23 protein-coding genes are annotated in these 23,541 nt (G+C 62.4%); 4 read left to right on the forward strand and 19 right to left on the reverse strand.

Going from position 1 to position 23,541, the window contains the following annotated elements:
• Positions 1-83 precede the first annotated feature (83 nt).
• From PRI8871_RS08940 to rbfA, 6 genes are all read right to left on the reverse strand, one after another.
• Positions 84-1,085: a calcium-binding protein gene (locus PRI8871_RS08940; RefSeq protein ID WP_108885828.1), complete on the reverse strand. Its 1,002-nt coding sequence runs from the start codon at positions 1,083-1,085 to the stop codon at positions 84-86.
• A gap of 92 nt (positions 1,086-1,177) precedes the next feature.
• Positions 1,178-1,462, reverse strand: a complete 285-nt coding sequence (locus PRI8871_RS08945; protein ID WP_108885829.1) for a DUF5665 domain-containing protein — start codon at positions 1,460-1,462, stop codon at positions 1,178-1,180.
• Positions 1,459-1,995, reverse strand: coding sequence for a DUF1643 domain-containing protein (locus tag PRI8871_RS08950; RefSeq protein ID WP_108885830.1), 537 nt, complete (start codon positions 1,993-1,995; stop codon positions 1,459-1,461). The genes PRI8871_RS08945 and PRI8871_RS08950 overlap by 4 nt, the downstream gene beginning before the upstream one ends.
• Positions 1,992-2,900, reverse strand: a complete 909-nt coding sequence (gene truB, locus PRI8871_RS08955) for a tRNA pseudouridine(55) synthase TruB (protein ID WP_108885831.1) — start codon at positions 2,898-2,900, stop codon at positions 1,992-1,994. Before truB ends, PRI8871_RS08950 begins: the two co-directional genes overlap by 4 nt.
• Before the next feature lie 59 nt (positions 2,901-2,959).
• Entirely contained in the window at positions 2,960-3,715 is a 756-nt protein-coding gene (locus tag PRI8871_RS08960) for a phosphodiester glycosidase family protein (protein WP_108885832.1), read from the reverse strand.
• A gap of 4 nt (positions 3,716-3,719) precedes the next feature.
• Positions 3,720-4,151, reverse strand: coding sequence for a 30S ribosome-binding factor RbfA (rbfA, locus tag PRI8871_RS08965; protein WP_108885833.1), 432 nt, complete (start codon positions 4,149-4,151; stop codon positions 3,720-3,722).
• A gap of 136 nt (positions 4,152-4,287) precedes the next feature.
• Here rbfA and dapB point away from each other — a divergent pair, with 136 nt between their 5' ends.
• Complete coding sequence (gene dapB, locus PRI8871_RS08970; protein WP_108885834.1) at positions 4,288-5,106, forward strand: 4-hydroxy-tetrahydrodipicolinate reductase; 819 nt, start codon at positions 4,288-4,290, stop codon at positions 5,104-5,106.
• A gap of 69 nt (positions 5,107-5,175) precedes the next feature.
• On the opposite strand, the gene PRI8871_RS08975 is transcribed toward dapB, so the two are convergent.
• The gene (locus PRI8871_RS08975; protein ID WP_108885835.1) at positions 5,176-5,367 is read right to left on the reverse strand and encodes a DUF1674 domain-containing protein; all 192 of its coding nucleotides are present in this window, start codon (positions 5,365-5,367) and stop codon (positions 5,176-5,178) included.
• A gap of 60 nt (positions 5,368-5,427) precedes the next feature.
• Between PRI8871_RS08975 and PRI8871_RS08980 the strand changes: the two genes are divergently transcribed.
• Complete coding sequence (locus tag PRI8871_RS08980) at positions 5,428-6,699, forward strand: RsmB/NOP family class I SAM-dependent RNA methyltransferase (protein ID WP_108885836.1); 1,272 nt, start codon at positions 5,428-5,430, stop codon at positions 6,697-6,699.
• A 120-nt stretch (positions 6,700-6,819) separates the two neighbouring features.
• Here the strand turns inward: PRI8871_RS08980 and PRI8871_RS08985 are convergent, their stop codons facing one another.
• The 11 genes from PRI8871_RS08985 to PRI8871_RS09035 all read right to left on the reverse strand — a co-directional run bounded on the left by PRI8871_RS08985 (position 6,820) and on the right by PRI8871_RS09035 (position 18,517).
• Complete coding sequence (locus PRI8871_RS08985; RefSeq protein ID WP_108885837.1) at positions 6,820-7,893, reverse strand: BMP family ABC transporter substrate-binding protein; 1,074 nt, start codon at positions 7,891-7,893, stop codon at positions 6,820-6,822.
• A gap of 173 nt (positions 7,894-8,066) precedes the next feature.
• A complete protein-coding gene (locus tag PRI8871_RS08990) occupies positions 8,067-8,990 on the reverse strand; it encodes an ABC transporter permease (RefSeq protein ID WP_181389417.1) in 924 nt (307 codons plus the stop codon).
• Complete coding sequence (locus PRI8871_RS08995; protein ID WP_108885838.1) at positions 8,990-10,075, reverse strand: ABC transporter permease; 1,086 nt, start codon at positions 10,073-10,075, stop codon at positions 8,990-8,992. The genes PRI8871_RS08990 and PRI8871_RS08995 overlap by 1 nt, the downstream gene beginning before the upstream one ends.
• Positions 10,076-10,174: 99 nt before the next feature.
• On the reverse strand, positions 10,175-11,698 hold the full coding sequence (locus PRI8871_RS09000) for an ABC transporter ATP-binding protein (protein WP_108885839.1): 1,524 nt from the start codon (positions 11,696-11,698) through the stop codon (positions 10,175-10,177).
• Positions 11,665-12,600 carry a xanthine dehydrogenase accessory protein XdhC gene (gene xdhC, locus PRI8871_RS09005; protein ID WP_108885840.1) on the reverse strand — a complete coding sequence of 312 codons (936 nt, stop codon included), beginning with the start codon at positions 12,598-12,600 and terminating at the stop codon, positions 11,665-11,667. The genes PRI8871_RS09000 and xdhC overlap by 34 nt, the downstream gene beginning before the upstream one ends.
• On the reverse strand, positions 12,593-14,887 hold the full coding sequence (gene xdhB, locus PRI8871_RS09010) for a xanthine dehydrogenase molybdopterin binding subunit (protein WP_108885841.1): 2,295 nt from the start codon (positions 14,885-14,887) through the stop codon (positions 12,593-12,595). Before xdhB ends, xdhC begins: the two co-directional genes overlap by 8 nt.
• On the reverse strand, positions 14,884-16,260 hold the full coding sequence (gene xdhA, locus PRI8871_RS09015) for a xanthine dehydrogenase small subunit (RefSeq protein WP_108885842.1): 1,377 nt from the start codon (positions 16,258-16,260) through the stop codon (positions 14,884-14,886). Before xdhA ends, xdhB begins: the two co-directional genes overlap by 4 nt.
• A gap of 153 nt (positions 16,261-16,413) precedes the next feature.
• The gene (locus PRI8871_RS09020) at positions 16,414-16,881 is read right to left on the reverse strand and encodes an SRPBCC family protein (RefSeq protein WP_181389418.1); all 468 of its coding nucleotides are present in this window, start codon (positions 16,879-16,881) and stop codon (positions 16,414-16,416) included.
• A gap of 9 nt (positions 16,882-16,890) precedes the next feature.
• Positions 16,891-17,355, reverse strand: a complete 465-nt coding sequence (locus tag PRI8871_RS09025; RefSeq protein WP_108885843.1) for an SRPBCC family protein — start codon at positions 17,353-17,355, stop codon at positions 16,891-16,893.
• Complete coding sequence (locus PRI8871_RS09030) at positions 17,352-17,681, reverse strand: ArsR/SmtB family transcription factor (RefSeq protein ID WP_108885844.1); 330 nt, start codon at positions 17,679-17,681, stop codon at positions 17,352-17,354. Before PRI8871_RS09030 ends, PRI8871_RS09025 begins: the two co-directional genes overlap by 4 nt.
• An 89-nt stretch (positions 17,682-17,770) precedes the next feature.
• Positions 17,771-18,517, reverse strand: coding sequence for a sulfite exporter TauE/SafE family protein (locus tag PRI8871_RS09035; protein WP_181389419.1), 747 nt, complete (start codon positions 18,515-18,517; stop codon positions 17,771-17,773).
• A 150-nt stretch (positions 18,518-18,667) separates the two neighbouring features.
• Between PRI8871_RS09035 and dnaE the strand changes: the two genes are divergently transcribed.
• Both dnaE and PRI8871_RS09045 read left to right on the forward strand, forming a co-directional pair.
• A complete protein-coding gene (gene dnaE / locus PRI8871_RS09040) occupies positions 18,668-22,180 on the forward strand; it encodes a DNA polymerase III subunit alpha (protein ID WP_108885846.1) in 3,513 nt (1,170 codons plus the stop codon).
• 88 nt (positions 22,181-22,268) lie between these two features.
• A complete protein-coding gene (locus PRI8871_RS09045; RefSeq protein WP_108885847.1) occupies positions 22,269-23,273 on the forward strand; it encodes a hypothetical protein in 1,005 nt (334 codons plus the stop codon).
• Between the two features lie 25 nt (positions 23,274-23,298).
• On the opposite strand, the gene PRI8871_RS09050 is transcribed toward PRI8871_RS09045, so the two are convergent.
• Positions 23,299-23,502 (reverse strand): SlyX family protein, encoded by a 204-nt coding sequence (locus PRI8871_RS09050; RefSeq protein WP_370741956.1) that lies wholly within the window; start codon positions 23,500-23,502, stop codon positions 23,299-23,301.
• Between the last annotated feature and the right edge of the window lie 39 nt (positions 23,503-23,541).

The following is a 23,541-nucleotide window of genomic DNA, read 5'->3' on the forward strand; positions in this document are numbered from 1 at the left end:
GCCCATGGAGATATCCGCCGCTTTGGCGGATGGGGGCGTATAGGGCAGATTCGGCGAAATTGGAAGTGTTTTGTCAGGCCAACTCAGACCACGTTCAGCATGTTCGCCTCAGACTCGGCCATGACGATGATGTCATGCAGCATGGGCGCGTCTTTGGCAGGGACCGTGCCGACGACATCGCCATTCAGGCGAATCTCGACGGTGTCCGGGTCGTCCGTGCTGGGGCCAATGCTGACCTCAGGGGCGCTGGGCATGTCCAGATCGTCATAGACCACAACCATTCGGTCGTCCTGCGGGCTGAAATCCGTCAGGGCGGCGGCGTCGGTGCGCAGCCAATCGCCCAGCAAGAAGGTATCGGACCCGTCGCCGCCTGACAGGACATCGCCCAAGCCCGCGATCAGCAGGTCGTCGCCATCGGCACCGTTCAGATAGTCGGTTTCGTCATCATCAAACCCGATCAAGGCGTCGTTGCCAGCCCCGCCTTGCAGCGTGTCATGACCCGTTCCGCCAATCAGGGTGTCGTCGCCTTCGCGCCCCAAAAGCGCGTCAGCCCCGGCCCCGCCGTTCAGAATGTCGGCACCCAGCCCGCCGTATAGCGCGTCATCGCCATCATCGCCGGTCAGGGTGTCATCACCGTCATGGCCATAAAGGTCATCTTGGCCCGCACCGCCAGCAATCGCATCGCCGCCGGATTCACCATGCAGGGTGTCATTTTGGTCGCCGCCCATAACGATGTCATCGCCTGCGCCGCCCCAGATCTGATCGTCGCCGCCGTCGCCGGACAGAAAGTCATCGCCGCCCATGCCATTGATCAAATCGGTGCCTAGCTCGCCACCCAGCGTATCACTATCGCCGGTGCCAAGCAGTTTCATGCCCGTCGGCGCATTGGCGGATTGCGCCCGGAAAATCGACGGCAGTTCAAAGTCGTTCGGGTCGGATACGGGGTCGGGCAGGGGCATGGTGCCCAGATCTTCGTCCTGCGCGGGGTCATCGGGCAAATCGATATCGTCTTCGGGCAGTCCGGTGGTGACCACCGCAACCGACCCAAGCACCATGATACCCATCAGACCTGCAAGCCACAGCATTCTGGCCCCCGCAAAAAACACAGATCCGATTATCTGCGCGAGGGCCCTTGCCGCAAGGATTCGCTGAAGTCTTAGTAAACCGTGGGTAAATCCTAGTTTGCTTGCTGGATTTCTTCGATGATCTGCGTCGCCCAAGATCCGAGGATCGGCACGAATTCGACCTGACTAAGCAGCAGGACCACCACCGACACCAAGGCCGAAGCGCCAATCACCGTGCCCAGACCCAAGGCCAAGCCGCGCACGAATTGATACCACATCAGCAGCCAGATCGAGTTGTGGATGCGAACGAAACGGTGGTTGGACAGGGTTTCCAGCGCACGCGACAACCGGGCCAGATCCTCATGCGATTTGCCGGTCAGATCCAGTTTCTCAGTCATTCGTGTTGCTCCCATAGGGTTGGTTTCGTGTCATATGGTACATACAGCGGATGGCGCGGATGCCCTGCCTTTGTCAAACCAAGGTGAAAAATTTTGCCCGGCAGCAAGCCGCGAAACTGATCGGCGCGCCCGAGATGTGCGCCATGCACGCCCCAAGCCGCAATCGTCATCGTCGCGTGATCGTGCCAAAGCCGGGTGACATCATCATTCAGATCGCCCACTGGATGATTGGCCGCCTTCAAATCGGCGGGCCGGGTGGCGCGAAAGCTGAACAGATTGGCGATCATCACCCCGCCATGGCCCAATTGCCTTGCGCGCCGTTCACACCGTTCGATGGTGGGATCATTGCGCAATTCGGTGGCGGTGGAAGGGTTCAGCATCACGAACAGCACATCGCCCGCGTCGCTCCATCGACGGGCCAGCCCATAGCGATAGGTTTCACACGACGAATAAAGCGCGATAGAGGCGATCCCGTCCCGGTTATGGCGGCGGCACAGCACATCGCCAGTGTCGGGAAGGGGCCAATCCGTCATCCGTCTACGAACACGCGCGAGGGGTGCAATTCGCCCGCTTTGAAGCGGCCAACCGCAACGGCGCGCCCATCCAGCGCGGCCCAGCATTCTTCGCCATAGTCTATGCCCGAGGCCAGAACCATCGCCGGGTTGCCATTGCGCAGACGCGTTGCGCTTTCGGCGGGGCAGACGGCCATGGGCAGATCGGCCAGCCCGATTTCCAGCGGTTTGATATGCTCGTCCAGCGCCGGGGATTGCGCCATTTCGTCGATCTGGTCGAGCGTTAGCCCGTCTTCGGCCTCAAATGGGCCGGACCAGATTCGGCGCAGGTGCAGCACATGGCCATGGCACCCCAGCGCCTCGCCCAGATCCCGCGCGATGGACCGCACATAGCCGCCCTTGCCGCAGGTCATTTCCAGTTCAACATGGTCGGCATCCAGCCGGTCGGTCATCACCAGTTCCTCGACCCAAAGAGGGCGGGCGGCGATCTCGAACTCTTCATCGTCACGGGCCAGTTTATAGGCGCGTTCGCCGTCGATTTTGACGGCTGAAAACTTGGGCGGCACCTGCATGATGTCGCCGACGAACTGGCCAAGCGCATCCTTGATCTGATCGTCCGTCGGGCGGGTGTCAGAGGCGGCGATCACTTCGCCCTCGGCGTCATCGGTGTTGGTGGCCTGACCCAGCCGCACGACAAAGCGATAGGCTTTCAGCGCGTCGGTGATATAGGGCACGGTCTTGGTCGCTTCGCCCAAGGCGACGGCCAGCACGCCTGTCGCTTCGGGGTCCAGCGTGCCCGCGTGGCCTGCCTTTTTCGCCTGCAACGCCCAGCGGACCTTGTTCACCACCGAAGTGGAAGTGATGCCCGCGGGTTTGTCCACGATCAGCCAGCCTGAAATATCGCGTCCCTTGCGTTTACGTCCCATAAGCGCCCTGTCTCGTCAGTGTCGTGAAAGCGGCGGGGTAGCGCAGCGCCGCTGGCCTGTCAATTCAAGGAGCCTGCCGGAACCACAACGCCCACAATCGGCCCCATCGGACGCCCCAAATCGGACCGGCCAAGCTGCGGCGCGTGCAGGCGCGATACACGCCCGTCGATGAACAGCGCCTGCTTCAGGCGCAAGTGGTCGCGAAAAAAGCTCGCGAAATCATGGAAGGTGACCGAGTTGTCGGAGACGACAAAGATCGCGCGGTCGCCCGCTTCGGTCGTGCCGACGCCGTTGCGGATAAAACGCGATGTGCTGTCGGGCAGGAATGCCGGATGAAGCGCGCCGTCGATCACCAGCATCGGCCCCGACTGGGACGCGTAGGCGCAACTGGGCGATTCTTCGACAAAGCGCAGGGTTTCGATCACATGGGCCGACCCGTCGCCAAAGCATAAAACGCCATTTGGCAGAAGGCCAAAGTTGCCGGGACCGGCATTCGGCACCACGCGCATCACTTGCACCCCGTCCTCGACGTAATGGCCAACCGGGGCGCGGTCTTCGTGGTACATCCCGCCATTCATGGCAAAAGACAATTGCAGACCATCGCGCGCCAGATCGGCGTCGATGGCGGCAAAGTTGCCATAGATCATCCCGCTTTCATCGCGCAGAAACAGGCGCATGTCGTCCTGTGCGGGGTCCACCTCGCACAGGGTATAGCGATTGCCTTGATACTGGACTTTGCTGCACTCTACCGCGTGGGCCTGCCCGGCGAACACGCCAAGGATCGCGGCCAAAGCTGCGGCAATCGCGCGGGGCATCGTCTCAGTCCTCGTCCTGATAATCGTCGTCGTCATCGTCGCTATGGGCGACGTCGCGTTTGACGGTCTCATCCGCGAAGAGGCGGCGCGTCTCATCAAGCTGATCAAAGGTTTCATCCAGCCGGAACCGCAGATCGGGCGAGAATTTCAGCGTCAGGTTCTTGGACACCGCCCGGCGCAGCTCGGACTTGTTGCGCGCCAGCAATTTCAGCACGTCCTCTTGCCCCTGTCCGCCCAAGGGCAACACATAGGCCGTGGCGACCTTGAGGTCGGGCGAGGTGCGCACCTCGCCGACGGTGATGGACAAACGGTTCAGATCCGGGTCGTGAATATCACCCCGGTTCAGCACGTCGGACAAGGTGCGGCGAATAAGTTCGCCCACCCGCAATTGGCGCTGGCTCGGGCCTGCGCCGTCATGGAATCTGTTCTTAGCCATAGGCCCATCTAATCCATGCACCCGGTCAACTGCAACGCCATGCACGCATCGGGCAGCGGTCTTTCGTCTGCCCCTTTGCCAAGCGGGCGCGTGCAGGCTATTCAGTCGGGCAAACCAATCTAAGGAACATTTGCAGATGACCGATTTGCCGGGCGTGGTGGTAACAGGGGTATCGGGCCGTATGGGCCAGATGCTGGTGCGCGAAATCCAAGCGGATGGCCGCCTGAAACTGGTCGGTGCTGTCGAACGGTCGGGGCATGACTGGGTGGGCCGTGATCTGGGCGCCTGCATGGGTGGCGCCGATCTGGGCGTGACCGTAACGGATGACCCGCTTGAGGCATTCGCCAAGGCGCAGGCGGTGATCGACTTTACCGCCCCTGCCGCCACGCTGGCCTTTGCCGAACTGGCAGCGCAAGCGCGTGCCGTACACGTCATCGGTACCACTGGCTTCAGCGACGAAGATCTGGCGCAGCTCAAGCACGCAGGCCACCACGCGGTGATCGTGCGCGCCGGGAATATGAGCCTTGGCGTCAACCTGCTGACGGTCCTGACCCGGCAAGTGGCCAAGGCGCTGGACGCCGATTTCGACATCGAGATCATCGAATCGCACCACAACCGTAAGGTCGACGCACCCTCTGGGACCGCGCTGATGCTGGGTGAAGCCGCCGCCGAAGGGCGCGGCGTCAATCTGTCGGAGGTTTCGGACCGGGGCCGTGATGGCATCACCGGTGCCCGCAAGCGCGGCGATATCGGGTTCCACGCTATCCGTGGCGGTGGCATCGTGGGCGAACATGACGTGATCTTTGCATCGCCCTCAGAACGGATCGTGCTGCGCCACATCGCCGAAGACCGGTCGCTCTTTGCCAAAGGTGCGATCAAGGCGGCGCTTTGGGGGCAGGATAAGGCCCCCGGCGAATATGATATGCTGGATGTTCTGGGCTTGCCCAAGGATTAACCGCGCAGCGGTGGGTTAGAAACCCACCCTACGGCGTCGCGCAAAGGGGCGGGGAGACCCGCCCTTGGATCAAAAGTCGATCGCGATGCCTTTCTTTTCCCAATCGCCATAGCGCACGGGTTCCGGCCCGTTGCGCCCGCCCAATTCCTTGGGCATGGCCTTGGCCTCTTCTTCGGCCTTGCGGCGGCGCTCTGCCGCCTCGGCCAAAGCCCGCTGCGCCGCTGGGGGCAAATCTTTCGCGCTTTCCTCGGTCATGGGCATATTCCTTTCCTGACCTGCATGATATACCCCGCGCTTTGACCCAGACAACCCGGACCTGCCATGCCCAAAGCCGCTTTGACCGCCCGCGATGCCGCGATTTCCTTGCTGGACCAAGTTCTGGGGCAGGGGCGCCTTTTGTCTGACCTGATCTCGGGGCCGGATTGGCAGGCCATGGCCCCCGCCGACCGGGCCGCCGCGCAGCGACTTGCCGCCGACACCCTGCGCGGGCTGGAACGGGCCGACCGGGTGTTGAAACCCTTCTTGAAAAAGGAACCGCCCCTGCACGTTCTGAACACCCTGCGCCTTGCGACGGTGGAACTCTGCCTTGGCGGCGCGGCCCATGGCGTGGTGAACGATGCGGTGAACCACATCGCAGGCGGCAATAAAAAGACCCAAGGCTTCAAGGGGCTGACCAACGCCGTGCTGCGCAAAGTGGCCGACAAAGGCCCCGATCAATGGGCGCTGCTGCGCACCCCGCGCCTGCCCAGTTGGCTACGCGAACCGCTGGTTATGGCCTGGGGGCGCGAAGCCGTCATGGCGATGGAAGACGCACATTGCGCCGGGGCGCCGCTTGACCTGACCGCCAAAACCGATCCCGAAGCCTTGGCTGCCGCCACCGGCGGCACCCTGCTGCCAACCGGCTCGGTCCGCCTGCATGGCTCGCAGCAAGTCACCCAGCTGCCGGGCTATGACGGTGGCGCGTTCTGGGTTCAGGACGCCGCCGCTGCCCTTCCGGTCAAGCTGCTGGGCGATGTGACGGGCCTGCGCGTGCTCGATATGTGCGCAGCCCCCGGCGGCAAAACCATGCAACTTGCCGCCGCAGGCGCAACAGTCACAGCACTCGACCTCAGCCACCAACGCCTGAAGCGGGTCGAACAGAACCTTGCCCGCACCGGCCTGATGGCCGAGATCGTTGCCGCCGACGCGCTGGAATATAGCGCTGCACCCTTTGACGCCATCGTGCTAGACGCCCCCTGCAGCGCCACAGGCACCATCCGCCGCCACCCCGATTTGCCCTATGCCAAAGGCGGCGACGGCATCGCCGAACTGATCGAGCTTCAGTCCGAACTGATCGACCACGCGCTTGGCCTGCTGAAACCCAGCGGCCGCCTTGTCTTCTGCACCTGCTCGCTGATCCCGGACGAAGGCGAATGCCAAGTAGACGAGGCGCTGGACCGCCATCCGGGCCTGACCGCCACACCGCCAAACTTGCCCGGCGTCGATACCACCTGGATCACCCAAGAAGGCGGCCTGCGCCTGCGCCCGGATTATTGGGCCGACCAAGGCGGCATGGATGGGTTCTATATGGCCTGCCTGACCAAACCGGCCTGATCCTTTCATCTTTCCAATAAATCCTCCGGGGTCCGGGGCAGCGCCCCGGTCCGGCCTTTCGCCAAAAGAAAACCCCGCCCAAGCGATGCTCGGACGGGGCCAAATCGCGGTTGAAACCGATCAGTTCGGGATTTCGCCCGTCAGACCTTCAACGTAGAAGTTCATGCCCAGCAGGGTGCCGTCATCGGCGGTTTCACCCTCTGCCAGCCAGTCCGAGCCGTCTTGCTTTTTCAGCGGGCCGGTGAACGGGTGGTAGCTGCCAGCGGCAATCGCATCTTTCAGCGCCAGCGCTTCGGCCTTCACGTCAGCGGGAACCGCGTCCGAGATTTCGCCGATGCCGACCATGCCTTTGCCGATGCCGTCCCAAGTGTCATCCGATTCCCAGGTGCCATCGATCACGGCTTGCACGCGGTCGATGTAATAGGGGCCCCAGTTGTCGATGATCGAGGAGACGCGCGGCAGCGGGCCATATTCGCCCATATCCGACGCCTGACCAAAGGTGATCACGCCGCCCGCTTCCTTGGCCGCGGCCTGAGGCGCGGTCGAGTCGGTGTGCTGAAGGATCACGTCCGCACCGTTTTCGATCAGGGCGCGGGCCGCGTCGGCCTCTTTCGCCGGGTCGAACCACGTATAGGCCCAGATGATCGAGAATTCGACATCCGGGTTCACCTTCTTGGCGTGGATATAGGCCGAGTTGATGCCGCGAATGACTTCGGGGATCGGGAAGGACGCGATGTAACCAATCTTGTTGGTCTTGGTCATCTTGCCCGCAATGTGGCCCTGAATGGCGCGGCCTTCATAGAAACGGGCCGAATAGACGCCCACGTTATCTGCGCGCTTATAGCCGGTGGCGTGCTCGAACTTCACGTTCGGGAACTTGGCAGCGACGGCAATGGTCGGGTCCATGTAGCCAAACGAGGTGGTGAAGATGATGTCAGCGCCGGACAGGGCCATCTGAGTGATGGCGCGTTCTGCGTCAGCACCTTCCGGCACGCTTTCCTGGAACACGGTTTTGACCTTGTCGCCGAAATGCTCTTCGACGGCCAGACGGCCTTTGTTGTGCTCATAGGTCCAGCCGCCATCGCCGACTGGGCCGACATAGATGAAGCCAGCGGTCACTTCGTCTGCGGCGAAGGCGCTGGTGCCCAGCGACAGCGCGAGCGCGGCGCTGGCAAGAAGGGTACGTCTTTTCATGGTGATCTCCCTGTTGTTTTGTTTGATCTCAGGTTGAAGTGTTTCGGGGTGTTCCAGCAAGGCCCAAGTGGCAGGCCCGGCAGGATTTCGTCGGGGCACTGGCCCCATAGGCAAAGCCGCGCCGATGGGGCTGCGACCTTGGGTTGTGGTTTGGCCCTTTGCGGGCCATGTGATCAGCGCGTCGCATGGAAGGACCGCCCAAGCGAGGCGGGCGCTGCATGGGCGCCGCGGGCTGAAATGATGACCAAGACAATGATCGTCACAAGGTAGGGCGATGCCGACAGCAGCGCGACAGGCACCTTGGCCCCCGCGGCTTGCAGGTTCAGTTGCAGCACCGTGACCCCGCCGAACAGGTAGGCCCCGATCATCACGCGGCCCGCCCGCCATGAGGCAAAGACAACGATCGCCAAGGCGATCCAGCCTGCGCCCGCCGTCATGCCTTCGGTCCATTGCGGCACCCGGACAAGGCTGATGTAGGCCCCGCCAAGCCCGGCGCAGGCCCCGCCAAAGACAATCGCCGCCACCCGGATACGAACGACTTTGTAGCCAAGCGCATGGGCGCTTTCATGGCTTTCGCCGACGGCTTTCAGGATCAGCCCCGCGCGGGTGAATTTCAGAAAGGCCCAGACCGCAAGAACCAGCACCATGCTAAGATAGACCATCATATCATGGCTAAACAGCATTCGGCCCACCACCGGCAGGTCGGACAGAACGGGGATATCCAGCTTGGGCAGGGTCGGGGATTTCATCCCCTCATAGGGTTTGCCAAGCAGGCTCGACAGGCCCAGCCCGGCCAGCGTCAGGCCAAGGCCGGTGGCGACTTGGTTCGACAGAAAGACCTGCGTCAGCAAGGCAAAGACAAGGCTCAGGGCGGCCCCGGCAACGGCTGCTGCGACAAACCCCACTTCGGGCGAGGAAGTGCCAACGGCGGCGGCAAAGCCGACCACCGCGCCGGTGATCATCATGCCTTCGACGCCAAGGTTCAGAACCCCGGATTTTTCGACCACCATTTCGCCAATGGCGGCCAAAAGGATCGGCGTGGCCGAGATCATGATCGATGCAACCAGCAGAACCGGGTTGATTGAGGACAGATCCATCAGACGGTCTCCTTCCCGGTCAGGGCGAGGCGGTAATTGGTAAAGACGTCAACGGCCAGCAGGAAGAACAACAGCATCCCCTGGAACAGCTGGATCGACGCGCCGGGCAGGCCAAGCATCAGCTGTGCCAATTCGCCCCCGATGTAGGTCAGCGCCATCAGCAGGCCCGCCAACAGAATGCCCACCGGGTGCAACCGGCCAAGGAAGGCCACGATGATCGCGGTAAAGCCGTATCCTGCGTTGAAGGTGGTGGTGATCTGACCGGCGGGGCCGGTGGCCTCAAACAGGCCAGCCGCCCCGGCCAAGGCCCCTGCAAGGCCAAGGCAGAACACGATGATACGCGATGGGTTCACGCCCGCAAAGCGTGCGGCGCGGGGGGCTTCGCCGCTCAGGCGAATCTGAAAGCCAAGGATGTGCTGGCTCATGAGGACATAAGCGCCCAGAACCGCGATGAAGGCCGCGACAACACCCCAGTGCATCCCGGTGTTCATCAACAATTCGCTATTGTGGGCCGCGTCCCATTGTTTGAAATTCCGCGATCCGGGAAAGCCCATGCCCTCGGGGTTGCGCAGCAGGCCAGAGGCGACCGAGTTCAGCACGTTCTGCGCCACATAGACCAGCATGAGCGAGACAAGGATTTCATTGGTGCCGAATTTGACCTTGAGCAGCGCCGGGATCATCGCCCAAACCCAACCGCCCAGAATGCCGCAAAGCACCATCAGCGGGAAAATCCAGATGCTGTCGGACGGGTAAAACGCAAGGCCTGCCGCCGCGCCGCAGACCGCGCCGATGATATATTGCCCTTCGGCCCCGATGTTCCAGATGCCTGCGCGGAACCCGATGCTAAGGCCGATGGCAATCAGGATCAAAGGCCCGGCTTTGACCAGCAGTTGCGGCCGCGAATAGGCGGCGAACTGTGGGTGGAACATCGGATCCCAGAAAATCGTGCGGATCGCTTCGAACGGGTCGCTGCCCAGGGCCATGAACATCAGCCCGCCAACGATCATGGTCAGCAGAACAGCGACGATCGGCGCGGACCAGATCCATGCCTTGGACGGCTGCGGGCGTTTTTCCAGTCGGATCATTGCGCCCCTCCTGCGGATATGACGCCCTTGGCAGGCGGTGTTTGTGCGTATTTGGAAAGAGAAGAAGCGCGCGGGGTGGCGCGGTACTGGCGGCGTGGGTCACGCATGGGCATGGGCCACCTCCATGTCATGTGCACCGCCCATCATCAGGCCGATTTGGTCAAGCGTCAGGGTCTCAACAGGGTGGATGACCGATAGGCGGCCTTCGTTCAACGCGCCGAACCGGTCCGAGACCTCCATCAATTCGTCCAGATCCTGACTGATGACGACGATGGCCGCGCCGCTGGCGGCAAGGTCCAGCAGCGCCTGACGAATGGCGGCGGCGGCGGCGGCATCGACGCCCCATGTGGGTTGGTTGACTACCAGAACGCGGGGGCGTTGCAGGATTTCGCGGCCGATGACGAATTTTTGCAGGTTGCCACCAGACAGGGCGCGGGCGGCGGTGGCGGCGCTTGGGGTGCGCACGTCGAAGGCCTTGATGATCTTATCGGCGAAATTGCGGGCCTCGCCCCAACGGATCAACCCGCGTTTCGTCAGGTCTTGGCGCTTGGCAGCGGTCAGAAAGGCGTTTTCGGTCAGGCTCAGATCCGGGGCGGCGGCATGGCCCAGCCGTTCTTCGGGGGCGCAAAGCAGGCCCAAGGCGCGGCGTTTGACCGGCCCCATGGCCCCAACTGCGGTTTCGGCAAGCCAGACGCTTTGCGCCATGCTGCGCCGTTCGCCGGACAGGGCGGCCAGCAATTCATCCTGACCATTGCCCGCAACACCGCCAATCCCGAGGATTTCGCCCGCATGGACCTGAAAGCTGATGTCGCGCAGGGGTGTGCCGAAGTTGCCGGGCGCGGCCAGGCTAAGGCCTTCGACCTGAAGCAGGACCGCACCTTTGTCGCGCGGTTTGGGTTCAGGCGTGTTGAAGCTGGCACCGACCATCATTTCCGCCAATTCGCGGGCGGTGGTGTCGGCGGGTGTGCAGGTGGCGACCTTTTTGCCAAGCCGCAAAATGGTGGCCGTGTCACAAAGCGCGCGGATTTCTTCGAGCTTGTGGCTGATGTACAGGATCGAGGTGCCTTCGGCGCGAAGCTGGCGCAGGGTCTGGAACAGGATGTCCACCTCTTGAGGAGTCAGAACCGAGGTCGGTTCATCCATAATCAGCAAGCGCGGGTTCTGCAAAAGGCAGCGGATGATTTCCACCCGCTGGCGTTCGCCCGCGGACAATGTGCCGACCACGCGGCCCGGTTCCAGCGGCAGGCCGTAGGCTTCGGATACGTCGCGGATCTGGCGGGCCAGATCGCGGGGTTTGGGCGGGTTCTCCATGCCCAATGCCACGTTTTCGGCGACGGTCAGGGCATCGAACAGCGAAAAGTGCTGAAACACCATGGCCACGCCAGCGGCCCGTGCGGCGCGGGGTTCGGCGGGGGTATAGGGGGCGCCTTTCAGGGTCATCTGGCCTTGGTCGGGTTTGACCAGACCATAGATCATTTTGACCAGCGTGGATTTGCCCGCGCCGTTTTCACCAAGTAGCGCGTGGATCTCTCCGGGGCGGATGTCAAACGACACGTCGTCATTGGCGACAACGCCCGGATAGGCCTTTGTCAGGCCCTTGAGGCTGAGAAGGGTGTCTCCCACCGTGTACCGTCCCTATTTTGTTTTTGACTCAATAACTGGGCTGCCACCCCAATCGCAATGGAGGCAGGACTTTTGCCCAAGGATTTTTGACCAATCGGACAGCAAATGCCATCTATCCGGGCGTCTGGATGCCCCAATCTGCGCAGGCGTTTGCGAAAGCGCGCCCATTTCGTGGCTGATCCGATCAGCCCGGCAAAGGCGAATCCGCGTGCCAGCAGGGTATGGCACAGCGCCAGATCCAATTCATGGCTGTAGGTCAGCACCAGATGCATCGCCTCTTGGGGGGCGTGGGCGGCAAGGCGTGCGGGATCGGGCGTTGGCAGGGGCGTGACGCCATCGGGGACCGTTTGCGGGAAACGGTCCGGGGCGGTGTCGATCCAGGTAATCTCAAATTCGGGCAGGTCTTGCAGAATGGTGACCAGCGCCCGCCCCACATGGCCTGCGCCCCAGATCCACAGCGGCGTGCGGTCTTGGGCCAGCGGTTCGATCAGCCAGCCTTGTTGCAATTGCGTGTCGGGCAGGTGGCCTTGGGCGCGGGCCTTGTCCAAGACGCGATGCACGGACAAGGGGCAATCGCCGGGGCCGCGCGCGTAGACAGGGCCGGTGATCGCTGTGACGGCGGCGGCGTTGAACTGTTCGGTCCAGAGCGTGACCGACCCGCCGCAGCACTGTCCCAGCTCTGGCCCCAAGGCGTGGCGTGTTGCGCCGCTGCGGGCAAAGGCGTGGCGGGCGGCCTCATATTCCAATGTGCCGCCGCCGATGGTGCCCGATTGCCCGCCGTCCCAGACCAGCATGCTGGCCCCAACTTCGCGGGGGGCGGAACCTGCGACCTCGGCGATGACGACGCGGGCGACATGGCCATGCGCCTCAACTGCGGACCCTAGGGCGGCAAGGTCAAACATGGCGCACCTGATCCAGCGTTGTCAGAATGCGTTCGGGCGTGGCGGGGGCATTGAGCGCCGGGTAAAGGCCCCCGCAGGCGGCAATCGCGTCAGATAGGGCCATCAGCACAGATATTCCGTGCATGAACGGCGGCTCACCCACTGCTTTGGACCGATAGATCGTGTCTTCGCGGTTCGGGGCATCCCAAAGCGAGACATTGAACACCGGCGGGCGGTCGGAGCAGGCGGGGATCTTGTAGGTTGATGGCGCATGGGTGCGCAGACGGCCCGCTCGGTCCCAGACCAATTCTTCTGTGGTCAGCCAGCCAGCCCCTTGGACAAAGCCGCCCTCGACCTGACCGATGTCCAGTGCCGGGTTAAGCGAGGCCCCGGCGTCATGCAGGATATCCGTGCGCAGAATGCGATTTTCGCCGGTCAGCGTATCAATCACCACCTCGCTACAGGCGGCACCATAGGCAAAGTACAGGAACGGGCGGCCTTGGCCCGCGATCCGATCCCACGCCACATGCGGGGTCTTGTAAAACCCGGTGGAGGACAGGCTGACCCGGCCTTCATAGGCGCGTTTGGCTGCTTCCGCGAAGGGCATGGATTGGCCTGCGACACTTACCATTCCGTCCGCGAATTGTACCTCTGCAATGGCGCATTGCGCCTGATCCGCTAGAAACCCGGCGATCCGGTCGCGGATCGTGTCGCAGGCGGCCTTGACGGCCATTCCGTTCAGATCGGACCCGGACGAAGCCGCCGTGGCCGAGGTGTTGGGCACTTTGGCGGTGTCCGTTGCAGTGATCTGGATCGCCTCAAGCGGCAGGCCAAACCGTGCGGCGGCGACTTGGGCGACCTTTTGGAACAGGCCTTGGCCCATTTCCGTGCCGCCGTGGTTCACCCGGACCGATCCGTCTTGGTAGACATGCACCAAGGCTCCGGCCTGATTGAGATGGGTCAGAGTAAAGGATATGCCAAATTTCACCGGCGTCAGCGCAAGGCCGCGTTTGATCAGCGGGTTTGCGGCGTTCCATTCGGCCACCGCCTTGCGCCGTTCGGCGTAGTTGCATTGCGCGGCCAGCTTGGCCGTCAGGTCATGCAGGATGAAATCCTGCACCGGCTGGCCGTAGGGGGTGGTTTGAACCGCCGGTGCGGCGTCACTGGCGGGGGCATAGTAATTGGCGGTGCGCACCTGCAATGGGTCGCGCCCCACCGCATGGGCGACGTGATCAAGCACGCGTTCAATCCCCAGCATTCCCTGCGGGCCGCCAAAGCCACGATAAGCGGTGGCGCTTTGGGTATTTGTGCGCAGCCGGTGGCTTTCAATGCGGATATGCGGCAGCCAATAGGCGTTATCGGCGTGCAGCATCGCGCGGTCCGCGACGGGCAGCGACAAATCCTGCGCCCAGCCGCAGCGGGTGAAGTGCTGAAACTCCAGCCCCAGAATGCGCCCGTCATCATCATAGCCGACGGTATAGTCGATGCGGAAATCATGGCGCTTGCCGGTGATCATAAAGTCATCGTCACGGTCATAGCGCATCTTGACCGGCTTGCCCGTCATTCGGGCCACGACAGCGCAGGAAATGGCCAGCGCGTTGCCTTGGCTTTCCTTGCCGCCAAACCCGCCGCCCATTCGCCGCGTTTCAACGCGCACCGCGCTCATCGGCAGGTGCAGGGCGTGGGCCACCTTATGTTGCACCTCGGTCGGATGCTGGGTTGAGGAATGCACGACCATGTCGCCGCCGTCTTGCGGCAGCGCGATGGCGGCGTGGCCTTCCAGATAGAAATGCTCTTGCCCGCCCATCTCAATCCGGCCTTCCAGCCGGTGGGGCGCTGTGTCGATCGCCTCGCCCGCCTCGCCCCGTTCCCAGATGCGGGGGCCGTCTTCGAAACGAGAATCGGCGGCAAGGGCCTCCTCAATCGTCAGGATCGCGTCGCGGGGCTGATAGTCGACCTTGGCCAGACGCGCGGCCTTTCGGGCGGCCAAATGGCTGGTGGCCACCACCAGAAACACCGGCTGGCCCAGATATTGGACATGCGCGCCGGACAGCAAAGGTTCGTCATGGTTGGAAGGCGAACAATCGCAATCGCCGGGCAGGTCTTTGGCCTCTAGCACCATGACAACGCCGGGGGCGCTTCGAACGGCGCCCAGATCCAAGGCGCTGATACGCCCGTGCGCGATCTCGGCCAAGCCAAAGGCCAGATGCAACGTGTTGGCGGGCAAGGGGATGTCATCAATATAGCGGGCCGCGCCAGTCACGTGCAGCGGGGCAGAATCGTGCGGATGGGGTTTTGAGACGCTCATGCCTGCACCTTTCGGATGTCGGTGGAGGTGCCCGCCAGATCATGGGCGTAACGGACCAACATGTTCTGCGCCGCCTTCAGGCGGTAGGTTGCCCCTGCGCGCATGTCCGACATTGGGGTGAAATCCTCGGCCAGATGGGCCGCAGCGGCTTGCGCGGCCTCAACCGACCAAGGTTTGCCGATCAGCGCGGCCTCAGTCGCAGACGCACGGGCCGGAATGCCCGCCATCCCGCCAAAGGCGATGCGGGCGGATTGCACCACGCCATCGGTGACAGTCACATTGAACGCACCGCAGACCGCAGAAATATCCTGATCGAACCGTTTTGACAGCTTGTAGACCCGTAGCGCGGTTTGCCCCTTGGGCACGGTGACGGCTTCGACAAATTCGCCCGGCGCGCGGTCCTGTTTGCCGTAGTCTAGGAAAAACGCCTCAATCGGCAGGTCGCGGGTCTGGCCATCCCGGTGCAAATGCAGGGTCGCGCCCATCGCGATCAGCGCGGGCGGGTTGTCACCGATGGGCGAGCCATTGGCGATGTTGCCGCCGATGGTCGCCGCCGCCCGCACTTGGGTCGAGCCATAGCGGCGCAGCATTTCGGCATAGCTGGGGGCGTGGGTCTGCATCAGGGTTAGTACGCGGTCGATCGTGACGCCTGCACCAATGCGCAGGGTGTCGCCGGTGTCGTCGATTTGTTGCAACTCGGTGCAGCGGCCCAAGAAAATCAGCTTGTCCAAATCGCGCAATTGCTTGGTGACCCAAAGGCCCACATCGGTTGCGCCTGCGACCAGCGTTGCGTCTGGATGGGCGCCATACAGCGCCGACAGGTCGGCCAAGGTTTCGGGGGCTGCGGGTAGGGTTCCATCGCCGCGCGGGGCGATGGGCAGATCGGCGCCGGGGGTTAGCCAAGCTGGCACGGGGTCGGCGCTGGCGGCCTCGGCTGCGCGGATGATCGGGGCGTAGCCGGTGCAGCGGCACAGGTTCCCGGCCAGCACGTCGTCATGCCCGGCCTCGCCGTTCAGATGCGCCACGGCCAGCGACGCCACGATGCCGGGCGTGCAAAAGCCGCACTGGCTGCCGTGATGGTCGACCATCGCGCGTTGAACCGGATGAAGCCGCCCATCCGGCGCGGCCAGCCCTTCGACGGTGGTGACCGATTTGCCGTTCAGTTGCGGCAGGAACAGGATGCAGCCGTTGAGCGCCCGGCTGCCTGCGTCATCCGTCACCATGACCGTACAAGCGCCGCAGTCGCCTTCGTTGCAGCCTTCCTTGGTGCCGGTCAGGCCCCGGTTTTCGCGCAGCCAATCAAGCAGCGTGACCGTCGGGGCCACGTTGCCGATGTCCACTCTCTCTCCGTTGAGAAGAAAGGTGATGTCCATAGTGCAAACCCGCCGCCTTACCACAGTGGTCGTAAAGGCCCGCCTTCGATGCGGCGTAGAAGGCAGACCCGTTTGACAGGCTAGGCAGTGGGTTTCGCGCTTGGCAAGGGAAAATGTCGTGTCACTTGCCCGGAAATCGGGCAAGCGCCTAGATCACAGGCTTTTGGCCAGATCTTCCAGCTGGGTTGCTGCCGCGCCCCAACCGTCATGGAAGCCCATCTTTTCGTGCTGGTCCTTGGCCTCGACCGTGTTGTGCATGGCAATCGCCCGATACAGCGTGCCGCCATCCTGCGGGGTCAGCGTGATCGACGAGGTCAGGAACACCTTGTCATTGGGGCGATACCCTTCACTGAGCGCATCGGTCGAGACCAGCTTTTGGTTCGGGATCACCTCAAGGAAACAGGTGCGGTATGGCACCTCTTCGCCCTCGGGCCCGCGCATGATGAAGTTGAATCGGCCACCGGGGCGTGGGTCGATATCGGCATCGGTGACGCACCACGGTTTCGGGCAGAACCATTGTTCCAGCAGGCTCGGTTCGGTCCAGCAGCGATAAATGGTTTCGGGGCTGGCCTTGATGTGCCGGACAAGTTCGAGGTCCAGCACGGGGTTGAATTGGGTCATTGTATGGTCCTAGCGCGTGAAAGAATGCCCGTCGGCGACAAGGGTTTTGAGGCGGTTGAGAGAATGGTCCCAGCCGGACTGGTGTTCGTTGGGGCCATCGGGCCCCACAAAGGAATGGGTGGTCAGTTCAACCGTCAGGGTGGTTGCTGCACCTGATTGAACCAAGTGGTAGCTAACTAGGCTGGTCGTCAGGATATCGCCGCCGATGATCAGCGTTTCGGTAAAGCTGGCAACGGGCGCGGACAGTTTCAGCCAGTAGGTGTCGACGATGAAGTCGGGGGCATCCGCAGGCCCGCAGCGGTGGCGATCCCGGCCGCCTTCACGCACATCGGCTTGATCGACGATCAACACATGTTCGTCCGAAGGCGTGCCCCAAATTTCCCGCGCCTTGGCGTCGGTCAGCAGGTGCCACAGGCGGTCGGGGGCGCAGGCAATGTCGCGGGTGAAGGTGAATGAACCGGTGTCCAAAGTCATTTCGTCTCTCTTTCCAATTGTTCGGCCAAAAGCTGAAGCCGGTCCAACCGGCCTTCCCAGATGCGGCGCTGGCGGTTCAGCCAATGTTCGGCCTCGGCCAGAGGCGCGGCCTCGATATGAACGGTGCGCACGCGGCCCTTCTTTTCCGACCGTACGAGGCCCGCGGCCTCCAGCACTTTGAGGTGCTTCATGAAGGTCGGCAGGGCGATATCGTGCGGCGCGTGCAATTCGCTGACCGGGGCGGGGCCTTCGGCCAGCCGCTCGATCACCGCGCGGCGGGTCGGGTCTGATATGGCGCCAAAGAATGTGTCAAGATTGTTAGTCATGTGGCTAAGTTTTCACGTAGCGTTGATTCTGGCAAGAAAAACTTTACCATCTGGCTAACTAATTTCGTGAAAGCCCGAGTTGGCCCGCCTTAGAACAGCAGTTGCGCACCGCGTTGGATGCCGACGCCCAAGGCTAGGAACCCGACTGCCAGAGTCAAAGGACGGCGCGGCACCATGCGGGCCAGTGGTCCGCCCAAAAACGCGGCCGGAAGCCCGCCGCAGACCAGCCCCAGAACGGGCCACAGCATCGTGCCAACCCCGCCGCCGTCGCCCCATAGTCCCAGATGCGCGGTTAGCATCAGGGCGCAGAACACCGCGACCGAGACGCAGAGTTCGGCCAAGGCAGACGATCCAACGGCGCGGCGCGGCTCCATCCCGGCGCCAAGCAGGCCGGTGGTCACCACCGGGCCCCAGCTGCCGCCTATGCCTTCGATCAGGCCGCCACATGCGCCGATCAGGCTGGCTTTGCGGCCCGGAACGGCCAGAACGGCCCGCCCGCGCAGGGCGCGGAGGATAATCAACGTGCTGATAACAATCAGATAGAGGGCAACAAGCCCCATCAGCCACGGGCCCTTGAGCGAGGACAGCATCAGCGCCCCTGCCAGCCCGCCGATGATGCCAGCGATGGCGATGCGCTTGAACACGCTGCGGTCGATATTGCCTGCCAATAGGTGTGACAGACCCGCCGCCGCGCCGGTCGGGATCTTGGCGGCGTTCACAGCCGAAGACACCAAGGGAGGCGGCGCGCCGCTTAGCAAAAGAACGGAAGACGAGATCAGGCCAAAGCCCATCCCAAGCGCACCATCGGCCAGTTGCGCAACAAAACCGACAGCCATGAATTCGAAAAAGGCGGGATCCACAATAGTCCACTCATGAAGCGTAATTGCTTCTGACCCTATTTTACGCCGCGCCGCGTAACGCCGCAATGGAGATTACGCGCACGTCAAATATTCCCATCGCCGCGCGGCACGGCTAGAGTGCCGGGCATGAGTACACAGCGCTTTGTCCACCTCCGAGTCCATACCGAATATTCCCTTCTGGAAGGGGCCGTTCGGCTGAAAAAACTTGCTGGCATGTGCGAGGCGGCCGAAATGCCTGCCGTGGCCGTGACGGATACCAATAACCTGTTCTCGGCGCTGGAATTTTCGGTGTCCGCCAGCGGGGCGGGCATTCAGCCGATCATCGGCTGTCAGGTGGATCTACGCTATGCCGACCCTGCGCCGGGCGAACGCCCGCGTGATCCCGCGCCTGTGGTTCTATTGGCCCAGAGCGAAACCGGGTATGAGCATCTGATGAAGCTTAATTCGTGCCTGTATATGCGCACCGATGGCAGCGTGCCGCATGTGACATTGGCCGAGCTTGAGGCCCATAGCGAAGGGCTGATTTGTTTGACGGGCGGGCCGGATGGGCCGGTAGGGCAGTTGTTGCAACAGCACCAGCGCAGCCATGCCGAAACCTTGATGCGCGAATTGCACCGGGTCTTTGGCGACAGGCTCTATGTCGAGTTGCAGCGCCATCCCGGCGAGGATGGCCAGCCCGAGGCGGAACGCCTGACAGAACGCGGTTTCGTTGAGATGGCCTATGCGATGAACATCCCGCTGGTCGCGACCAATGACGTCTATTTCCCCAAGACAGACATGTATGAGGCGCATGACGCGCTGATCTGTATTGCCGAAGGGGCCTATGTCGATCAGCAGGAACCGCGCCGCCGCTTGACCGCGCAGCACTATTTCAAATCGCAGCAGGAAATGGTGACCCTGTTCGCCGACCTGCCCGAAGCCATCGACAACACGATCGAAATCGCCCAGCGGTGCGCCTTTATGGCCTATCGCCGCGATCCGATCCTGCCAAAGTTTGCCGACGATGAGGTCACGGAATTGCGGCGTCAGGCCAACGAAGGCTTGCAGGCGCGTTTGGCGGTGATCCCCCATGCGGTGACCCCCGAGGAATATCAGGAACGTCTGGATTTCGAACTGGGCATCATCGAAGGGATGGGGTTTCCGGGCTACTTCCTGATCGTTGCGGACTTTATTCAGTGGGCCAAGGACCACAATATCCCTGTTGGTCCGGGGCGGGGGTCGGGCGCGGGCAGCCTGGTGGCCTATGCGCTGACCATCACCGACCTTGATCCGCTGCGCTATTCGCTGCTGTTCGAACGCTTCCTGAACCCCGAACGTGTGTCGATGCCCGACTTCGACATCGATTTCTGCATGGACCGCCGCGAAGAGGTGATCCGCTATGTGCAGGAAAAATACGGCCATGACCGGGTGGGCCAGATCATCACCTTTGGTGCGCTTCTGTCCAAGGCTGCCGTGCGCGACATGGGGCGCGTGCTGCAAATGCCCTACGGTCAGGTGGACCGTCTGTCCAAGATGATCCCGGTTGAGGGGGTCAAACCCGTCAGTATCGAACAGGCCTTGCGGGATGAGCCGCGCCTTGCCGAAGAGGCCCGCAACGAAGAGGTCGTGGACCGCCTGCTGAAATACGGGATGCAGGTCGAAGGCTTGTTGCGTAGTGCGGGCACGCACGCGGCGGGCGTGGTCATCGCCGACCGCCCCACCGATGAGCTGGTGCCTCTTTATCGTGATCCGCGATCCGAAATGCCCGCGACGCAGTTCAATATGAAATGGGTCGAACAGGCCGGACTGGTCAAGTTCGACTTTCTGGGACTGAAGACCCTGACCGTGGTGCAAAACGCCGTGGACCTGATCCACAAATCCGGGCGGGATCTGCACTTTGGGCCGGATGGTACGCAGCTGTATGAACCGGCGGAAGGCGCGGCAAACCAGATCAACGCGATCCCGCTGGATGACGAAAAATCCTACAAGCTTTACGCCGAGGCGAAGACGGTCGCAGTGTTCCAGGTGGAAAGCTCGGGGATGATGACGGCCCTGCGCCAGATGAAGCCCACCTGTATCGAAGACGTGGTCGCGCTTGTGGCGCTGTATCGCCCCGGCCCGATGGAGAACATCCCGACCTATTGCGACGTGAAACACGGGCGCAAACCGCTGGAATCGATCCACCCGACGATTGACCACATCCTTGAGGAAACCCAAGGCATCATCGTTTATCAGGAACAGGTGATGCAGATCGCGCAGGTCATGGCGGGCTATACGCTTGGCGGCGCGGACCTGCTGCGCCGGGCCATGGGTAAAAAGATCAAAGAGGCGATGGATGCCGAACGGCCCAAGTTCGTCGAAGGGTCGAAAAAGAACGGCGTTGACCAGAAAAAGGCGATGGAGGTCTTCGACCTTCTGGAGAAATTCGCCAACTACGGCTTCAACAAATCCCACGCGGCGGCCTATGCGGTGGTCAGCTATTACACCGCCTGGCTAAAGGCCAATCACCCGGTTGAATTCATGGCCGGGGTGATGAACTGTGATATCCACCTGACCGACAAGCTGGCCATTTACGCCGAAGAAGTGCGGCGCGGCATGGATATTGAGATCGTGCCCCCTTGTGTGAACCGGTCGCTGGCGACGTTCGATGTGGTGGATCAGAAACTGGTCTATGCTTTGGGCGCGCTGAAGAATGTTGGCGGCGATGCGATGAACCTGATCGTGGAAGGCCGGGGGGACAAACCCTTTGCCACGCTGTTCGATCTGGCGCGTCGGGTTGATCTGAAGCGCGTCGGCAAGCGCCCGCTGGAAATGCTGGCGCGGGCCGGGGCTTTCGATCAGCTTGATTCCAACCGTCGCCGGGTGTTCGAGAGCCTTGATGCGCTGGTGAACTATTCCGCCGCGATCCATGAACAGAAAAACTCCAATCAGGTGTCCTTGTTCGGTGAAGCCGGGGATGACCTGCCCGAACCGCGCTTGTCGCCGATTGGTGATTGGATGGCGTCCGAACGCCTGATGGAGGAACAAAAGGCCATCGGGTTCTTCCTGTCTGGCCATCCGCTTGATGATTATGCCGCCGCGCTGAAACGTAAGAATATCGGCACCATCGAAGACGCCCGTCAAAAGGCCGAGCAAGAAGGCGCTGCCGTTGTGCGCGTCGGCGTCATGGTGTCTGGCCTGCGTGAGATGAAAAGCTCTAAGGGGACGCGGTATTTCCGCATGAACATCTCGGACAGCACGGGGCAGGTGGCGGGAATCGCCATGTTTGCGCGGGAAGAAAAAGATCTGAACGCGGCGCGGATGGTGTTTGAAAACACCGATAAAGTCGTCGCCGTGCTTGAAGCGCGGTTCAACGACGGCCAGTTTGACCCGATGGTGCGGTCGGTGTCGCCAGTCGATGCGGTGGTCGCCGATGCGGCTGCGGCCGGGCTGCGCATTCATGTGGATCAACCCGACGCGATCCCGAACATCGCCTCAGTGCTGGAGCGGGCCGCCGAACAGATGCCCAAATCGCGCAAAGGCCCGGTGCATTTGTGCCTCAATCACAGCAGCCTGCCGGGAGAGGTGGAGATGGACCTGCAAAAGGAATTCCCCATGACGCCCGAGATTCGCGGCGCGATCAAATCGCTGCCCGGTATCCTCGCGGTGGAAGAGCTCTAGCAAGCCTTTGCCGACGCCATTGAGGCCCCATAGACCGAACCGCTGAGTCTGCGCTACTTAGGGCAAAGACGATCTGGGGGAATCGAAATTGAAACATGTCGCGCTTGGCCTTGCTTTGGCGGGCTTGGTATCCGCCTGCGCTGCGCCCGAGGATACGTCCCCGGTGCTGTTGTCCGAAGTGACAACCGCCGTGACGGCCGAGGCGGATCTGGTGGCAACGCCCGATGCCGCGCCCTTGGTGGCAGCAGAAGATCCCGCGCCAAAGCGTGGCTTTCTGGGCTTTCTGAAGCGGCAGGCCGATGATGCCAAGGGCGAGCAGGTCGTTGAAGCGGCTCCTGTGGCTGTGCCCGCTGAGGCTGATACCACGGCGGAAAAGACCGTTCTCGCCAGCGCCGCAGTTGCCGAGGCCGCGCCCAAACCGCGTTTTTCCCTGTTCAAACGTCGCGCCGCGGTGGCAGAGGCCCCCGTTGCAGATGCCCCGAAGGTCGAAGCCGACCCCAAGGCGGAACCCGTTCAGGTGGCGGCTGCGGCCGCGCCGAAGAAAGGTTGGGGGCTGTTTGGCAAATCGTCTGAGGCCAAAACGCCCAAGGCCGGTGCCCCCGATTACCGAGAGGTCGGGCCGGGCGTTGTGCTGCCCTACGGCGAAATGGCGCGACTATGCGGGGTTCCGGCCAATAAGCTGGGCGCGAAGGTCGCCAAATACCCCGAACGCGGCAGCGGCTATACGCTCTATGACAGCGCTCCTAATGGCACCAGTCTGCGCAATTACTACGTGACGGGCTTTGACGATGGTTGCGCCCGCCAGTTCACGGCGGCGCTGGCCCTGTTTGGCCCGCCGCAAATGCATGAACTGCTGCGCTATGGCCTGCCTGCCAAGGTGCAACCCTATTCGGCCACCGATGCGGCCTATGAAACGCTGAAGCGGCAGATCTGCAAAGTGGCCAAGGGCAAACCCTGCGGCGAAAAGCTGGATCAGGTCGGGCGTAACACCGTGTTCGTATCGGCCTATGACAAGTTTGAGGGCAGCCAGCGTTGGCACAACATCCTTCTTCATGACGGAGAGGTCGTGGCGATCGACGTAAAGTCGAAGTAACGCTCAGGTAATGGGCGGGCTACGCTTAGTAATGTGGCGGGCGTTCGTTGGCGAAGAACGCGCCGCCACCGGTATCGGCTTCACGCTCGGCCTCGCGGCGCATCAGCATTTCAACCCGCCGGGTCAGCGTGGCGATTTCCTTGTCTTGCCGGGCAACCGTGTCCGACAGCTCGTCCACTGTGCGGATCAGATGGGCCAGCCGTTCCTGCATTGGGTCGATGTTGGTCATCGTCGTCTCCGTTCTTGGTTGGGTTTAGATAGGGCAGGC

This window comes from Pseudoprimorskyibacter insulae (genome assembly GCF_900302505.1).
GTDB classification, from domain to species: domain Bacteria; phylum Pseudomonadota; class Alphaproteobacteria; order Rhodobacterales; family Rhodobacteraceae; genus Pseudoprimorskyibacter; species Pseudoprimorskyibacter insulae.

What these genes read in the sequence shown, in the direction of transcription:
- PRI8871_RS08940 (WP_108885828.1), bottom strand. Translation starts at nt 1,085, where the DNA reads ATGCTGTGGCTTGCAGGTCTGATGGGTATCATGGTGCTTGGGTCGGTT.
- PRI8871_RS08945 (WP_108885829.1), bottom strand. Translation starts at nt 1,462, where the DNA reads ATGACTGAGAAACTGGATCTGACCGGCAAATCGCATGAGGATCTGGCC.
- PRI8871_RS08950 (WP_108885830.1), bottom strand. Translation starts at nt 1,995, where the DNA reads ATGACGGATTGGCCCCTTCCCGACACTGGCGATGTGCTGTGCCGCCGC.
- truB (WP_108885831.1), bottom strand. Translation starts at nt 2,900, where the DNA reads ATGGGACGTAAACGCAAGGGACGCGATATTTCAGGCTGGCTGATCGTG.
- PRI8871_RS08960 (WP_108885832.1), bottom strand. Translation starts at nt 3,715, where the DNA reads ATGCCCCGCGCGATTGCCGCAGCTTTGGCCGCGATCCTTGGCGTGTTC.
- rbfA (WP_108885833.1), bottom strand. Translation starts at nt 4,151, where the DNA reads ATGGCTAAGAACAGATTCCATGACGGCGCAGGCCCGAGCCAGCGCCAA.
- dapB (WP_108885834.1), top strand. Translation starts at nt 4,288, where the DNA reads ATGACCGATTTGCCGGGCGTGGTGGTAACAGGGGTATCGGGCCGTATG.
- PRI8871_RS08975 (WP_108885835.1), bottom strand. Translation starts at nt 5,367, where the DNA reads ATGCCCATGACCGAGGAAAGCGCGAAAGATTTGCCCCCAGCGGCGCAG.
- PRI8871_RS08980 (WP_108885836.1), top strand. Translation starts at nt 5,428, where the DNA reads ATGCCCAAAGCCGCTTTGACCGCCCGCGATGCCGCGATTTCCTTGCTG.
- PRI8871_RS08985 (WP_108885837.1), bottom strand. Translation starts at nt 7,893, where the DNA reads ATGAAAAGACGTACCCTTCTTGCCAGCGCCGCGCTCGCGCTGTCGCTG.
- PRI8871_RS08990 (WP_181389417.1), bottom strand. Translation starts at nt 8,990, where the DNA reads ATGGATCTGTCCTCAATCAACCCGGTTCTGCTGGTTGCATCGATCATG.
- PRI8871_RS08995 (WP_108885838.1), bottom strand. Translation starts at nt 10,075, where the DNA reads ATGATCCGACTGGAAAAACGCCCGCAGCCGTCCAAGGCATGGATCTGG.
- xdhC (WP_108885840.1), bottom strand. Translation starts at nt 12,600, where the DNA reads ATGTTTGACCTTGCCGCCCTAGGGTCCGCAGTTGAGGCGCATGGCCAT.
- xdhB (WP_108885841.1), bottom strand. Translation starts at nt 14,887, where the DNA reads ATGAGCGTCTCAAAACCCCATCCGCACGATTCTGCCCCGCTGCACGTG.
- xdhA (WP_108885842.1), bottom strand. Translation starts at nt 16,260, where the DNA reads ATGGACATCACCTTTCTTCTCAACGGAGAGAGAGTGGACATCGGCAAC.
- PRI8871_RS09020 (WP_181389418.1), bottom strand. Translation starts at nt 16,881, where the DNA reads ATGACCCAATTCAACCCCGTGCTGGACCTCGAACTTGTCCGGCACATC.
- PRI8871_RS09025 (WP_108885843.1), bottom strand. Translation starts at nt 17,355, where the DNA reads ATGACTTTGGACACCGGTTCATTCACCTTCACCCGCGACATTGCCTGC.
- PRI8871_RS09030 (WP_108885844.1), bottom strand. Translation starts at nt 17,681, where the DNA reads ATGACTAACAATCTTGACACATTCTTTGGCGCCATATCAGACCCGACC.
- PRI8871_RS09035 (WP_181389419.1), bottom strand. Translation starts at nt 18,517, where the DNA reads ATGGCTGTCGGTTTTGTTGCGCAACTGGCCGATGGTGCGCTTGGGATG.
- dnaE (WP_108885846.1), top strand. Translation starts at nt 18,668, where the DNA reads ATGAGTACACAGCGCTTTGTCCACCTCCGAGTCCATACCGAATATTCC.
- PRI8871_RS09050 (WP_370741956.1), bottom strand. Translation starts at nt 23,502, where the DNA reads ATGACCAACATCGACCCAATGCAGGAACGGCTGGCCCATCTGATCCGC.